Here is a 17,045-nt window from a genome sequence, read left to right on the forward strand (position 1 = left end):
ATCTTCCTTCTTTAATTCTTCAAAAGAAACGGATCTGCATCTTTCAGGAATGGAAAACGTTCCCTGACCTCCCGTAGATGGGAAAGGGAAATCGGCACGGTTTTCACGACCTCTTGGTCGATTTCATGCAGCAACACGTCTCCCAATGGGTCGATCAGCATGGAGTGACCGTCATAATCCAGTTGGTTTCCATCCTGTCCCACGCGGTTGACACCAATAACATAGCTCTGGTTTTCAATCGCCCGGGCTTGCAGCAAGGCGCGCCAGTGGGCTGAACGTTTTGCCGGCCAGCTGGCAATGTAGATCGCCGCATCATAATGACCATCAATATTGCGTGACCAGATAGGGAAACGCAGGTCATAGCAGATGAACGTGGCGATTTTCCAACCTTTGAAGTCTACGACCAGTGGCGTAATACCTGCGGTATATTCGTGATCTTCCTGCGCGAAAGAAAATAGGTGTTTTTTGTCGTAATGGAAAGTGGAACCATCAGGATTGACCCACAGCAGGCGGTTATAAAAACGTGCCTGTTCAGTGATAATCATGCTGCCAACAAGGGTACAGCCTTTCTTGGCTGCCATCGCCTTCATCCACTGGACAGAGGGGCCATCCATAGTTTCAGCTATAGCCTGAGGCTTCATGCTGAATCCGGTAGTAAACATTTCCGGCAAGATAATCAGATCACTGTCGTTAATACCAGCGATATGTTGCTCCATGCGATCACGGTTTTGTTGTGCATTTTCCCAATCCAGAGCCGTTTGAACCAAAGTTACCTTAAGATTTTGTGCAATCATTACAAACTCCACGTCAATACGTTGTTACTGTAATTGCCTGTTTTTTTTAAACGAAAAATCTCTCACAGTTAGATGCCGGTACAGAAATAAGTCGGTATAGAAAATGGACATCAAAAATCAGTATCAAAGAGTTGTTCCAGATAACTGCTGCGTAAGAGATTTTCCCGAATTTCAGCTCCTTCTCCCTGCTGCTGTGGTGACGGAATGAATTTGCATTCGATCAGGTAATCGAAGTAATGGAACAGCAATTCTTGATTGGACTGGGCACACTCAATGCCGCTGCCACTGAGCCATTCCGTCGTCAGTTGTGTGGCATATTTGGCTTTCTCGACGAGGTCAATACCGGTGTAAAACAGCCCCAGCAAATCAGTAAAGATCGAGCGATAAGGCTGACCATTCAGGTATACGCTGTTTTGCGACAACGCTTCCATGTAGTCGTCAGTGTCGATGGTACGGATGCGATAGCCATATTTGACCAACAGGGCGACGATTTCATTAAAAGTGATGGGGTTCGGATTGGTCAGGTTAAGGGTTTTTTTGTCGAATTTATCCATATGCAAGATGGCATACAGAGAGGCTTTCGCCACGTAATCCACGGGAGTAATATCAAAGTCTTCTTTTGAATCGAAAGACAGCCCCGTTTCCACTAATGCCTTAATCATTTCATAGTAGATTCCTTTGACCTTGGTATTGGCCAACGGATAACGTCCATTGCTACTCTCACCCCAGATGTTGCCGGGACGCACAATAACCCATTCCAAGCCCTTTTTGCCCGCACTGTGAACCTTTTTTTCGGACTCAAATTTGGAACGTTCGTAATCCATGTCGTCAAATCGTTGCCCGACATCCAGATCCGTTTCATGCAGGGTAAAACCGTCATAATAGAGGCGATCTCCCACCATGCTGAAACTGGAGGTATAGAGCATCGGCACATTACCTTTAAGACAGAAATCAATAATATGCTGTGTGCCCTGTACGTTCACAGGTTCAATCTTTCTGTAAGATGCCACTAAGCTGACATTGGCGGCACAGTGGATCACCCGGTCAATTTTGTCAGCCAATTCGTGGTAAAAATCTTTTGTCAGCCCCAGCCTTGATTTTGCAACATCACCCAATACCGGAATAACGCGATGGAGAAATTGTTGGCTGTGTTTTTCCTCATCATAAACAGACAGGATATCAGTCAGGCGCTCCATGGCCTGTGTGTGGTTTTCCGCCCGTATCAGACAGTAAACGTCAATATTGGTTGTTGTCAGAATTTCCAGAAGAACTCTGCCTCCCATGACACCTGTTGCACCGGTAAGCAGGATACTTCTGACGTCCTTTTTATTATGGTCGAGCATATTTATCCCCTAAAAGTCATCACAAATCGAAAGTCACCACAAATCAGCAAAATAATGCGTTCAAACAGGCAAGAAATTGCGTTCTTACATTATTCCGGCACTACATAGCCCCGACACGCATTCCACCATCCAGCGGGATCACTGTGGTATTGAGGTAATTGGTTTTGCAACTCGCCAAGAATCCCACTACTTCCGCCACATCTTCCGGCGTTCCCCAACGGCCGACCGGAACAACGGAACGGGCAATCTTGTCTTCTCCCGCCGCTTCCATTGAGTCAGCGTTGACAAACTGTTCCATCATGTCAGTTTTGCAAATACCGGGGGCAACGGCGGTCACGCTGATATTCAGTGGCCCTAATTCTCGTCCCCAGGATTCAGTGGCTGAGATCAGACCTGCTTTCGAGGCGCCATAAGCCGCGCTGCCCGCTGCTCCCCAAATGCCGGCAATTGAGGCAATATTGATGATTCGGCCATATTTCAGGCGGGCCATACGACGGGCAAACACAGAAGTACAGTTAAAGGCTCCGGTGAGGTTGACGTCTATCACCTTGGCTGACTCACCGATCCCCTTGTCAGACAGACAGAACCCACGGTTGATGATGCCGGCATTGTTGACCAGCACTGTGATGGATTGTCCCAGCGTATCGGCGATCTGCTGTGCCGCCGCCTCTACAGAGTCAGGGACAGTCACATCCATTGTGAAAGTCGAAAGGGATTCAGGCTGTCCGAGACGCTCCTTCAGGAGCGTCAATTTTTCATTGCTGACATCGGTTGCTGCCACCAGATAACCAATATCCAGCAGCACCTTGCTGATCGCCGTGCCAAATCCCCCTGCTGCTCCGGTTACCACAGCAATTTGTCGGCTCATCCACCAATTCCTTCTTTAAAGGTGATATCAATGACTTTCCGGGCATTTGCCATCGCATCGAAAATTCGCTCTTCGAAGAAACGCACGTCGTCCTGAGTCATCAACAGGTTGGAATACATACGTGATAATGGAGAGAATTGGATGCCGTAACGTTTGCTGATTTCACGGATGATGATGTCGCAGAATTTGACTTTATCGCTGTAACCTTCGGAACGATCTACCGGCGTGTTCTGGGAATGGTAAACCAGTGCGTTTGGCATTCCCTGTACGACCAGCGGCAGGTCAACGGCTTCTGCGGCTTTCACAAAGACATTGGAGATCTGGCGCATAACATCTCCCATGCGGTCATAGCAGCCCGGATCTTGTTCTATCAATTTGAATGTGGTTTGAATGGCTGCCAATCCCAATGGATAGCCGTTGAAAGTGCCCGCATGGATTACTTTTCCACGCGTGTACAGGCTCATGATGTCATGGCGGCCGGTAATGGCAGAGATAGGCATAGAGCCGCCACCCAATGCTTTACCGAAGGTTGCCAGATGCGGGGTGACACCCAGTAATTTCTGTGCACCGCCCAATCCCAGACGAACACCGGTGATGATTTCATCAAAAATCAGTACGATGTTGTATTTTTCACACAGTGCCTTGGTTTGTTCCAGGTAGCCTTCAACAGGGAAAATACCGCCACCGTTGATGCAGATGGGTTCCATGATGACAGCGCCGATTTCATCGTGATAACGCTCAATAGTTGCGGTCAGAACGTCGATGTCATTCCACGGCAGCATGAAGGATTGATCCACGATGACTTTGGGATCGCGTCCCAATGTATCCAACAAGTCACCCTTGAACTGTTCAGGCACCGGGTAAGTCAGATCCTGCTTCTTGCGCCAGCCCATGATATTGTCGGCGTTACCGTGATAATGGCCGTGGAAACGAATAAAGCGGTTCTTACCCGTAAAGGCACGGGCAAGACGCAGCGCATTTTGTACCGCCTCTGTTCCGCTCAGACAGAAACGTACCATTTCTGCGCAGGGAATGTGTTTGACCATCGTTTCACAAACACTGACTTCCAAATCACAGGTATCGACCGAAGTGACTTTATTCATGTATTCGATCAGGGATTCGTTGTATGCCTCGTTGTGATGCCCGACCAACAGTGCACCAAATTTACAGAATAGATCCAGATGCTCATTGCCATCCAAATCCCAGACACGGGAATTGCGCCCGCGGTTGAATGGGATCACCAACGGGCGCTCTGGATCACCAAAGTTGTAGTGCGCACCGCCAGGCATGAGATCCCAACATTTCTTATAAAAATCTTTTGAGTTATCCAGTAATAATTTTGTTGAAGCATCCATAGATTCTTGACTCCTCACCTGTGATTTTGGGACTGATTGTTCGTTAAGGTTATTGCTGCTCGCCATTTCCGCAGGGATGTTAAGCGGGAAATGAAGCGGCACATGCCGTTTAACTTGTTCGGGTACAGCAACATTGAGTAATTCAAGTAAAGCGATACGGGTAAGATAGGCAGCCCCATTCATCAATAGTTGGGCGATTTCGCTGACATAGCGGTTTTCGACTGCCTCAAAAGGTGTAGCTTTCAGCCATTCGTTCATGGCACCCATTGCCGCCCCACACCAGATTTGGTAATCCATATTGCGCATCGGATCACCGGTAATGGCCCAGCGGGACGATTGACCGAGATACCATTGAAATACTAACGCCATCTTTTTCTTTGGTTGTTTTTCAGCTTTGGCAATCATGTCTGGCTGATTGATACCGTGGAAATAAGTGATGGTTTCCTGCCAGATCTCCGCCAGCGGTTTGTGAAAGATCTGTTTTTCCAACTGGGTGACTTCCTGGGCTGGTAAAGTATCCAGACTGTCATACTGTTTATAGAGGTTGTACAGTTTCTGGGCACGCAGGGCGTACATACTGCCTTGCTTCAAAACCTGCACTTTTGCCCCTAACTCGAACATATCCGCTGATGGTGCGGTGGCAACATCATTGATCTGTGCCTGCCCCAGCATTTTTTTCACGGCACGGGATGTTCCCGCTTCTACGCAGGACTGATTAATTGATCCCGTAACGACGTAAGCTGCGCCCAAGGCAAAGGCCGACAAAATAGCGTGGGGCGATCCCAAGCCACCTGCCGCGCCAATGCGTACCTGTCTGATCCGTTCCTGCTGACAGGAGAAGCCGTCTTCATCGGCTATTTCATTGCGTAGCTGCACTATTGAACGGAAAATACAGGCCAATACGCCCTGATCGGTATGACCACCGGAATCCCCTTCTACGGTGATGTCATCTGCCATAGGAACCTGACGTGCCAGTTCAGCCTGTTCTGGTGTGATAAGCTCCTCCACCAGCAATTTTTTCAGCATATTTTCAGGGGCAGGACGCAGGAAATTCTGCGCCACTTCACGGCGGGAAACTTTGGCAATCAGGCGATGCTGACACAGGATCGTGCCATCAGGCTGTTGCACCAATCCACTGACACGGTAATAGACCAGTGCTGAACTTAGGTTGATATAAGCTGAGGCTTCAATCACCCGTACCTGATTTTCGATGCACAGGCGAACACAAGCCATTTCCCATGCAGGATTGCCGGGGTTATGCAGCAAATTAACCCCGAATGGCCCTTCAGGCAGCGCCTGACGAATACGCTCAATCGCTTCTGCAATTCGCTCAATACGCAATCCACCAGAACCAAAAATCCCCAGAATGCGTTGTTTTCCCAACGCAATGACCATCTCTTCCGAGTGGATACCATTTGCCATAGCGCCGGCATAATAGGCATAGTCCACACCATAGTCCGCCATGAAACCGGCATCCCCCAAACTGCCTGCTGTCACCGCAGGCAGGCGGCCGATGAGGGTGGCTTGTTCAGCAAGCGTATCATTTGGCAATAACAGTGATACCGATCCCCCTTCTTCAACAACCCGGAGTTCTGTTGCCAGTGCCTGCAAATGGGAGATACCTGTCGTCAACACAGGTACTGCCAATTGGCGGCCTGATTGATTCACCGATAAGCGCTGACTCATTTTGCTTCTTCCTGTTTCAGTTCTGTCGCACCTGCCGTAATGCTCTGTGGTGCCATACTCTGTGGTGCCATGTTCTGTGGAAACTGACGGCGCACGTATCTCACACCCATGTTGTCACTCACACCGACCACACCACCGCGATAAAGGGTTTCCGCAATGAAAAACAAGGTGATGGAATCCAGTTTGTCGTCAGAATAGGTGGTATCTAGGGATTTACAGGTCAGCCGGAACTGCAATACATTCCGTTCACATTTCACTTCACCACGGAATTTGGCACTGGTTGTATGATCGGTCAGCGTTTGCACTTCCATCTCAGAATCGGAATTCAGCCCAAGATAGAACAGGTAGAATTTCATAAGCTGTTCTGCCCCTTCAACCAACAAGGTTCCCGGCATCACCGGATCGTTCTTGAAGTGAGCCTTGAATGCCCAATGTGCGGGATCGATATCCAGTTCTCCCACTATCTGCCCTAGTCCGAATGCCCCTCCGGTTGGAGTAACACTCAAGATCCTGCTCAACATGCGAGTATCCGGCGTGCATAAGTTTCCTGCACGGACACGACCATATGGCACACCGAAGCAGGCAGCTAAATCGCCATTCATGACATGGGTAATGTCCTGTTCGCTGAAGGTGGTTCGAGAGCAAGGCAGTAATGGTATAAACGGCTTGGCAGGCATGTCTTGCTGAGCTTTGGCGAAATAGCTGCTGCTATCAAAGTTGCTGACCTTCTCAATTTCTTTGCGGCCAAAGAAACCCGAAGTGGCAACCAGCCGGAAAACCAGACGCTCTCCCACATAACAGAGATATTCATAAGCCGCCAACACCAAACCACCCAATTGTCTGATCGAGGTGATATTGACACGGCCACGCAATACTTCCCCTGTCTTGGGCATTTCACTGTAAATCGTGGTATTGCATTCTGCCGCACGGTAGCAACGCTGCCCCTTGAACATCATGTCACAGCCAATGACAGTGAATGCCACGATCATGGCATGGGACGATTCCAATGCGACAAACGATGGCACGCGACCATTAACGGCATACCAAGCATCTTCAGGGATGTCATATTCCCATTCGATATAGCATGGCTCCAACTTACCTTTGACGGCAGACAGCTTGGTGATACGGGAAACAAACATGAACGGCGGCGATGGCATACGAGTGCGTATAGGGTAGCTATCCACTTCGGCATAATCCGCCCCCAGAATTTTTTCCACACTGCCATCGGTTAATTCCAGCAATTGTTGTTCGTCAAAAATTACTGGCGATATTGTCTTTGATACTGCCTTTGATGCTGGTGCTGCTTTGGTTGGCAATTTCTCTAGCTGCTGTTTTATCAATTGGTAAAAGGTCTGCTCCATTTGCAGGTAATGCAGCTGGGTATTGGAATTGCGTATAAAGTGGTTAATTTCCAGCGGCATTGGCATATTTTTGGTCGTACCTGTTTCCACGGATGTTTCTGTCACAGAAGTTTCTGTCGCCGATATTTCGGTCATCGTCATCTGATGAGCACTCGCTGCCACTGATGCAAAACGTGTCAAGGTCTGTTCATTCAGAATGAACTCTTCCACCGTTTTTTCCCTTGCGGTATATGTTGTGACTTTTAAACCAGCCTGATTGGTCGCAGGACGATGGATCGGGTGTGCGCGTTTCCCATTTTGTGGTTCGCTCAAGATCACATGACTGTAGGCGCGGTCGATGCCCAAATGACTGACTGCCGCACGACGAGGCGCTTTTGTCGGTGCAGGCCATGTTTGAGTATGTGTTGGCAAATGGAATTTACCTTCCGCACAGTGAGCCAATTCCTGACGCTGTGGGTAATCCGGCAGTTTTGGTAAGTATTGCTGTGTGAGCTGCAATGCCGATTTGATGATGCCAAGCAAGCCTGTCGCCGCTGACAGGTGCCCATAGTTGGCTTTCAGTGTACCGATGGTAACTGCCGACTGGCCGGTTGGTGATCCGTAAACCCGCCCCAAAGCAGACAACTCTGCTGCAATCTCACCTGATTTGCCGCCCGCATACAGTTCGATGTAATTAATCTGCTCCGCGGTACAACCTGCGGCTGCCAAACCTGATTGGGCAGCAGTGACGATGGCTTCTTCACTCGCCCTGAAATCCAGGGAGTGATCCGGCACATGGCTGATGCCAAGCCCATCAACCACAGCATAAGTTGGCGTATTGTCACGAATGGCATCCTGTTCACGTTTCAGGATAATCACACCACCCGCATCCCCGACCACTTGGTTGGCATGATGGGATTGGTGATCCCACAACACATTTTCCAATGTGCCCCCAAAACTGCCACTGGCAATCATGACGGCATCTACGTGTTGTCTGGTCAGCATAAACTGCGCCAATTCCAGCGCCTTGAACGGGGCATTCTCTTCGCCGTAAAGCGTAAATGCCGGGCCATTTAACTTCAAATATCCAGCCAGACGGCTTGCTACAATATTGCCTATGCCACCTGTAATGCCCTCTGGGTAAGGTTTGGGAAACAGGCTGTCTTTGACTATTTCCTGTAAGGCAACAGTATCTTCTTCTGACAGATGAATACCGTGGCTGGCCAAACTTTGTTTAAGTTGCCAGTTCATTTCATTGCGTGCCTGATAACGCAGACAGCCATAATCCACACCGCCAGCCATAATCACAGCGATATTGCGTTTACTGCCATCCAGAGTATATCCCGCGTCAATAAACGCTTGTTCCGCGATGGGCAACAAAAATAGGTGGGAACTTAAATGTGGCCCTACAACATTGGGTGGTAATTTGAAGTGCTTGCAGTCAAATTCAAATTTTTCAATATAAGAGCCTAACGGGGGTTGGCTGATCCCACGCATTGCCAAAATATCAGGACGTTTTTCCATGCCGACCCAACGGGTTTTCGGCAACGGGTAAAAATGCTGTATTCCCTGCTGCAACGTCTGATCCAGCGCCTTACCATCTTCGGTTTTTGCCATATGCACACCGATACCAATGATAGACAACCGATCAGATTTTAAATCTCCTTCGGAATTCGCTGGCTTGCACGCGGCTCTCCGTTCAGGCGTATCTTCACCAATGACCATGTGAGCATTAACCCCACCGAAACCAAAGGCGTTAATGCCCGCGCGTTTCGAACGATTGCTGGTAGGCCACGGCGCCGTTTCTCGCACAACATTCTCAATGTTCAGTTTCCCTTCCGGTGTCGGAACCAGTTGGTTAACTTTCGTGGTTGCCGGTATCAGGTTATGTTGCATAGCCAATATAACTTTCAGCAGGCTACCCATGCCGGATGCAGTGAGCATGTGACCATTGATGGCTTTGTTGGCACCAATTAAGGGGATTTTGCTGTGTTCACTAAAGAAGGCTTCAATGGTTGCCAATTCAACCTGATCACCAATGTTTGTTCCGGTCGCATGACATTCAAGATAATCGATACCCTGCGGATCATCCCGATAGGCGCGTTCCAGTGCGGTACGTTGCCCTTGCTGATCAGGCACTAATATGTGTTTGGCACCGGCATCATTGGATAAACCAATCGATTCAATCACTCCATAGATTTTGTCATTATCCCGCACGGCGTCGGAGTAGCGTTTGATCGCCACTACGCCCGCCCCTTCACCGGCTTTCACGCCTTTGGAAGCTCTGTCAAAAGGAATAGATTCCCCTTTTGCGGGAAAGACCTGCAACATGTTGAAACCGTGGTCAATATAGATATGGTCGGTATGGCAAATTGCTCCGACCAGCATCATGTCAGCCTTACGACTGAGAAGGTAATCCATTCCTAACTTAATGGCGTATTGTGCCGATGCACAGGCTGCATCAAGGCAATAACGAGGCCCGGACAACCCCAATGCCAATGCCGCAATCGTGGCATTGTGACCACCGGTAATTAAATTTTGGTCAGCTATTTTTTCACCATGACCATTAATAGAATTGTCTTGTGACCACACTGAATCAAATTGGAAATCCGGTCGCCCAATTAATTTTTGAATATAAGGTTGTAATATTTTTTGATAGAAAGGACTCATTATTCGTTTAACCGAATGAGTCGGCATTCCAATATTACCGAGAATTAAACCGGTTTTTTCCAATACCGTTTTATGTTGGCGATAACCGCTATCTTTTAATGCCTGTTCAGAGGCGTAAATACTCCATTTAAATAAGTTATCCAGTAAGTTCAATTCTTCTTCCGGCAAGTTATATCCTTTGCCATCAAAATGAAAATTCCGGACATGCCCATTATTAACATAATTGATGGTATCAGGCGTACCAGCTACAGGAGAATAATAACAGGCCGGATCTATCCCCAATTCCTGAGCAGATAAAGGGGTGGAGCAATCTTTTCCCTGTAGCAAATTCTCCCAATATTTTTCAATGGTATCTGCACCAGGAAATAAACAGCCCATCCCAACAATGGCAATATGTTCCATAAAGGAGAAGCTCCTGAACATGATTGAGTTACCCTGAGCGAATAATTTCGCCCAGGTATATTATCAATCTAATTTTTATTATTTATACCCGTTGTATTTCAAGTTGTCGCTTTATTTATTTCACTGCAACTGGATACAACCTGAATATTATTGGATATACGTGTCATTATTTTTCATCATTCATGATGGAGAATGATACCTGTTATTATTTCTGCTGATATTAGTTTTTTTGGGCGCTTTATAAGTTTCTCCGCCAAGCGTAATTTGGCATGAGCGGGGATCACGAAACTCGCGCACGAAGCGTTGAATACCTTCCTCAAGTGGAATAATCACCATGTTTTGTGCTTCATATGCCCGTTTGAGAACATCACTGACCATGCCGCCATCCCACGGCCCCCAATTTACCGAGCGGACTATCTGGCTATTTTTGCCCTTGAAAGGCAAGTAAACAAACTTGTTCAGAACTTCATTCGCCAGAGAGTAATCAGTTTGCCCGGCATTGCCAAAGAAACCGGCAACAGAGGAAAACAGCATAATATGGCGCAGGGATGTGCAATCCAGTTCACGACACAAGTTCTCCAGCCCTTTGACTTTGGCATTGAAAACGGAATGTAAATCCGCCAGCGTTTTCTTTTCAATGCGTTTGTCCGCCAGATTACCGGCTCCATGAATCAAGCCCGTGATTTGCCCAAGTTGCTGCTGCGCTTTACTCAATGCCATTTTCACTTGTTCTGCATTGGTAATATCACAATGCAGGTAAATCGCCCGTCCTCCGGCCTGCTTAATTGCCTGCAATGTAGCATTGATTTCAGCAATGTGGCTCAGGGGGTCTAACATGCTATTGATCTTAACGGGTGTCGGCTGTACACCTTGCGCTTGCAGGTAAGCTATCGCCGCCATTTTGCGTTCATCCAGCGTAGTTTTGCCTTCTGCCCATTCCGGCAACGGTACTGTTATATCCGTCCGCCCAAGCAGAATGAAAGCTGCCTGACGCTGTTTCGCCAATTCAATAACACATTGTGCGGTGATGCCACGAGCGCCGCCTGTTACCACCAAGACATCGCTTGTGTTGACCTGATTGACTGATGATGCTGACAGCACTTTTTCTTCTGTCAGTGCCAATGTCATGCGTTCACCATTCACGCTACGCCCGATTTCCGCCAAATCAGTCCGGTGATCCTGAAGTTCTTCCATCACTATCTGCGCAACATCGTTGTCTTTGATTCTGACATCAATGTCGATTGTCCGGCAGAAAACATTTCCCCATTCAATATTCAGTGATTTGGTCAATCCAGTAACCCCCGCAGACACAATCGGTAGATATTCACGACCCGAGGTGAGCAGTTCACCGTCGCCACGCATCACCACTATAAAGTAGCCAACCTGCGGACTGGCATGGTTAAGGCTGCCTTGCAGGTGTTTTGCCAGCAAGAATGTGGTTTCAACCGAACGATAATCCCGTTCGTTGAACACCTCAGCCACAGCATTGACACTTTTTTCCGGTACTGGCAGTTTTGGTGCTTGCAAGTAGATAACACCTTCAATAGTGCCTTGTTGCTGCTCGATATCTGTCAGCGTAGCACTCAATGCGGCTTCGTCACCCATTGCGATCGAGTTTTGCCCCAGTGTCAGGACAGCTACTTGCTGCCCCTGTTGCCTGAGTGCTGCTACTAGGTGATCCGCGCTGTTTGTTCCTTCATCGACTACCAACCAGCGTTTAGAGGATAAAAACACCCCCGGTAAGCATTCCGGCTTCGGCAGGGAATGTTTCACCACAGCAAAACGTGAAACGGGTGAATCAGCAAAAGAGGCTTCTTCATTCAGTACAGCTTGATTCAAGACAGCTTGTTCATTTAATACAGTTTGATTATTCAGTGCAGGCTGAACCGCAGGGGACACACTCAGTTGCGGTTCAGCTAATGGCTTTTTTACACTGTCAGCCCCATGTGAGCCTACTGTTGTTGTGAAAAACCCTAGCGTCTGCAATTTCCCTAATGAGTTTCCACTGTCAGCAGCATGGCCTTTGCTGTCTTCATATGAATGACGTTCCTCTACCACTTCGGTCGCAGACGACAGTGTTTCTGAACCAGTTTTATCGCCTCCCTGATTAAGCAAATCTTCTATAGTTTCGTTAATCATTTGCTTGAAGAAGACAGCCATCTTACTGATATTGCTCAAGGCATCAATGTCGAAAGTATCCAGATCTTTATTTTTTGAGGAGTCATGATAGATACCCGCATCGGCTGAGAAGGCATCAAACATTGCTCCAAAAATTTCCAGTCGCTTGATAGAATCAATACCTAAATCCGCTTCCAGATCCATTTCCGGTGTGATCATATCTTCAGGATATCCCGTCCTTTCACTGACGATTGCGACCAACTGGCTGATAATGCTTTCTTCTGTGATCTGCTCAAAACGTTTGATCTGTTTTTCTACTTCAGGATCGAGGACTTTTGTTTGTACCTTCGCTTGCACCTTAACTTCTGCCTCTACGGGCGCAGGTTTGATGGGTTCAGCAGCAACCGTTTCTGACGGCATGGTTGGTGTGGCGAGTATTTCTTCAGTTTTTGGCATAGACGGAATAGTTGAACGTAATGGCGTAATTTCCATCATCGTTTCTGTTTTTTCCGGTTTTTTTGCCGGTTCTACTTTTGGTGATGCTACTGTCGGTGATTGTATTGTCGGTGATTGCACTGTCGATACAGAGACAGGAGCCGGTTCAACAGACACGGTAGGCGCCACTTTCTCAATAACCGTCATCGGTGCTGATGGTGCCACGTTGGTGGCAGAATATCCCACCACAGATTGGGTCAAGCTGCTGACGGAAGCTATTTGCCCGGATTGGAACAAGCTTTGTTGTACTGCAAAATAGCGCTCATGGTTGGTATGATATAACTCAAGATTCTTATCCAACAGTTGAACACTCTGGCTCAGGCTGGAGAGCATCGTTGGCAGGTTTTGGTGATCTTTGCAACTTTCCAATAAGTTATACTGCTTATCCAATAGCATCGCCAATAACTGAATATACTCTTGTTGATTAGCCTGGAATTGTTGATGGAGTTGGCTCATGACTTGTTGCGCCTGCAACAGGCCATTTAATGTTTTCACATTTACCATATTCACATCTAAGTTTTCACTCAATTGGTTATTCTGTTCCATTGGGTTGTCTCGTCTTTGAATGATTGTCAGCATGTTCTGTTGAATAAATTGGGTTGAAGCGACCTGGTTATTTTTGGCTTCTGTTTTGATTTCTGTTTTGACTTCTTTTTCAACTTCTTCTTTTTCGACTTCTTTTTCTTCGACAGCTTTTTCAACAACACTTTCAACAGCCTGTTCGTTCTTGCTTTCAGTTGTATTTCTGGGTTGCAGGATTGGGGCTGATGGTACGGATGCAGACACTGATTCCGCGATAAATTGTTCAACGGTAGTACGATCGTCATCGCGCAAGGCATGTTGGCGTCGTGCTTGGTTTTTCGCGGATAAGAAGAATCCCCCTGTCAATTTGAAAGTCAGGCGTTTACTCTTGTCTTCTGTCATCGGTTGAGGGCGGACATGTTGGTTTATCTCCCGCAGCTTGATCCCCTCAGCCAATAACTGGGCTTGGGCACGCGCAAACTGTAACCGTTCTTCTCCCTTGTCGTTGGGATTGACAGAAATAACGGTATGCTCTCTGTGTTGCAGGATATCAGCGACCAGTTTGCCCAAAACGCCTTTTGGCCCGACCTCAACAAATAACCGCCCACCTTGCTGGTATATAGCTTCGATGGTTTGCCGGAATTTGACAGGTTTAATCAGTTGTTCTGCCAACAATTCCCGGATCGCCTGAGATGCATGTTCATAAGGCTCTGTCGTTGCACTGGAGAACAATCTGCATTGTGGTGATTGGAAATTGATGTCTGCCAGACATTCACGATAAAGTGGGTAAGCTGGCTGGATAAATTTTGTATGGAAAGCGGCTGATACCGGCAAGATACGGCAATGTACCGCATGTTTTTTCAATTCATCATGCAGTTGGTTAATTAGGGAAGTTGCTCCGCCAAACACCACCTGTTGTGCCGAATTGTCATTGGCGATAACGAGGTCAGGGTAACGCGCCAAGATCTCAGCACGTTGCTCATAAGCAAGCGAAGCGGCCAACATTGCACCTGCATCGGTATTTGTGCCACCTGTATTTGTGCTACGCAAAGCACTAGCGGATGCAGCCGCTCTGCCCCGAATAAGGGAAACACGATAGAAATCTTTATCGGAAAGCACTCCCGCTGCCCAAAGCGCGGTGACTTCACCATAACTGTGTCCAGCCACAAAATCAGGGGTAAATCCCATCCCTTTCAAGATATTGAAATAACCTACACTGATCGCACCCAATGCAGGTTGGGCGTTGGCGGTGTCTGTCAACCGTTGTTGCTGTGCCTCACGCTCTTCATCGGAAAATGCGGGGATCGGATAAATCACAGGAGACAGTTCATGCCCCAAATCACTGATAACTACATCATCCAGTGTTTCCAACGCTTGGCGCATTTCGGGATAGTCGTTGGCGATGTCACGAGCCATATTGACATATTGTGACCCCTGCCCCGGGAATAGGGCGACAATTTTCCCCTCCAGTGCTTTCCCTTGCGGGCGATAATAGATCCCGCGTGGATGTTCCCAGCCACTGGCACTGTTCTGCCGCAACTGTTTGATCGCAATAGACAGCAATTCCACAGCCTGCTCAACGGATTGTGCCACAAACAGTATTCTCGCCTGCTGTGGTTTTAAGTTTTCAATATCTTGCTGCTCAAGGTGCTGACGAATAGCATTTTCAGGCAAGTGACCGCTGAAACAGGTCAGGGCTTCTTCACATTGAGAAAGTAATTCCGCCGGATCTGCACCTTTAAATAACATGATCCAAGGAGATTCGTTCAGTCGATAACGGCCGTGAGTCTGTTTTTCATACTCTTCCAAGATGGCATGGAAATTAGTGCCACCAAAACCAAAAGCACTCAACGCCGCACGACGCGGTGTACCGTTGAAGGAACGCAGCCACGGTCTGGCTTCGCTATTGACATAAAAGGGACTGTTTTCTGCCAGCAACTGATGGGTCGGTTTATCCACATTGATAGTCGGTGGTAATACCTTATGATGCAACGCCAGAGCGACCTTGATCATGGCGGCAGCACCGGCGGCACAGCGTGTGTGCCCAATCTGGGATTTGATACTGCCAATTGCCACCGATTTTGGCGGTGTTGAGTATTCCCCGAACACCGTGTGCAGACTCTTAAGTTCTGTGTCATCCCCTGATGCTGTCCCTGTACCGTGCGCTTCAACTAATTGAATATCGCTCGGCATAAGCCCGGCCGCGTCATAAGCGCGTCTCAGTGCCTTCGCCTGTCCTTCCATCCGAGGGGCAAAAATACTCTTGGCACGACCATCACTGGAGGCTTCCAGAGATTTAATGACAGCATAGATTTTGTCGCCATCCAGTTCCGCATCTTCAAGGCGTTTCAAGACTAACATACCCACGCCATCCCCAAGCATCATGCCGTCCGCACTTTGATCGAAAGGACGGGACAAATTACTTTTTGATAATGCCGGTGTTTTGCTGAAACACAGGAAGGAAAAAATGGAGTTTTCTAAATTGATACCGCCAGTCAGCACGGCATCACAACTACCGGAGTGCAATTCACCGATCGCGGCTTTAATCGCAGCAAAGCTGCTGGCACAAGCTGCATCGACCATATAAGAAGTACCACCCAGATCAAAATGGCTGGCAATTCGGCCACAAGCAACATTACCCAAAAATCCGGGAAAGCTGTCTTCGTTCCATTCGAGGTATAGGCCATGTGTCCGTTCGATAATTTCATTTGCCACTTCTTCTGACAGGCCCGCTTTCATCATGATACGGCGCAAATAAGGAGCTTGTTGGCGTGAAGCTAATGAAAATGACGTATTGCCATTCCCAGCGCCCCCTAAAATGACGCCAATGCGATCACGGTTAACTTTATGGTTTTCTTGCCCGATTAACCCTGCGTCCAACATAGCCTGCTTGGCAACATAAAGTGCAAATAGCTGCACAGTGCTTATTGAATCTACAATGGCGGGCGGGATTTTGAATTCCACCGGGTCGAAATCAATTTCAGGCACAAAGCCTGCACGATGACTATACGTTTTATCGGCCACCGTTGGATTAGGATCGTAAAAGTCCTCTTTTCGCCAATATTCATCTTCTGATTTGGAGGTGATATCGATTAGTGAGTCTTTTTTTTCTATGATATTTTCCCAGAATTTATACAGATTCGGTGCATCTGGAAAATGACTCGCCATACCAACGATCGCGATATCCCCACGAACTTTCTTATCATGTAAAAATCCATCATGTAAAAGATATGACTCAGACATACATTCCTCACCTTTCTCGTTGCCGCTGTGCTGGCTGCAAATTGAAATGTTTTAGGTATATTAGCCAAAGTGAATCATAGAAATATTCCGATAAGAATATTACTTGTTTTTTTGGATAATTTTTCTGTTTTTTCTTTCCCATATAACCTGAAAAGAAAAACTAATAAAAAAAGACATACAACATAAAACCACTCACTAATTACCAACAG

Annotated in this window: 6 protein-coding genes; all 6 read right to left on the minus strand. The window is 47.6% G+C overall.

Features of this window, described 5'->3' with window-relative positions:
* Positions 1-11: 11 nt before the first annotated feature.
* The 6 genes from Xhom_RS13775 to Xhom_RS13800 all read right to left on the minus strand — a co-directional run bounded on the left by Xhom_RS13775 (position 12) and on the right by Xhom_RS13800 (position 16,836).
* Positions 12-794, minus strand: coding sequence for an amidohydrolase (locus Xhom_RS13775; RefSeq protein ID WP_069315174.1), 783 nt, complete (start codon positions 792-794; stop codon positions 12-14).
* Between the two features lie 110 nt (positions 795-904).
* The gene (locus tag Xhom_RS13780; protein ID WP_069315173.1) at positions 905-2,137 is read right to left on the minus strand and encodes an SDR family oxidoreductase; all 1,233 of its coding nucleotides are present in this window, start codon (positions 2,135-2,137) and stop codon (positions 905-907) included.
* Between the two features lie 100 nt (positions 2,138-2,237).
* Positions 2,238-3,005: an SDR family NAD(P)-dependent oxidoreductase gene (locus Xhom_RS13785; protein WP_069315172.1), complete on the minus strand. Its 768-nt coding sequence runs from the start codon at positions 3,003-3,005 to the stop codon at positions 2,238-2,240.
* Positions 3,002-6,046: a PfaD family polyunsaturated fatty acid/polyketide biosynthesis protein gene (locus Xhom_RS13790; RefSeq protein WP_069315171.1), complete on the minus strand. Its 3,045-nt coding sequence runs from the start codon at positions 6,044-6,046 to the stop codon at positions 3,002-3,004. Before Xhom_RS13790 ends, Xhom_RS13785 begins: the two co-directional genes overlap by 4 nt.
* Complete coding sequence (locus Xhom_RS13795) at positions 6,043-10,458, minus strand: polyketide synthase family protein (protein WP_069315170.1); 4,416 nt, start codon at positions 10,456-10,458, stop codon at positions 6,043-6,045. The genes Xhom_RS13790 and Xhom_RS13795 overlap by 4 nt, the downstream gene beginning before the upstream one ends.
* A gap of 180 nt (positions 10,459-10,638) precedes the next feature.
* Complete coding sequence (locus tag Xhom_RS13800; protein ID WP_084022942.1) at positions 10,639-16,836, minus strand: type I polyketide synthase; 6,198 nt, start codon at positions 16,834-16,836, stop codon at positions 10,639-10,641.
* Between the last annotated feature and the right edge of the window lie 209 nt (positions 16,837-17,045).

The sequence above is a fragment of the Xenorhabdus hominickii genome (assembly GCF_002632725.1).
Classification (GTDB): Bacteria; Pseudomonadota; Gammaproteobacteria; order Enterobacterales; family Enterobacteriaceae; genus Xenorhabdus; species Xenorhabdus hominickii.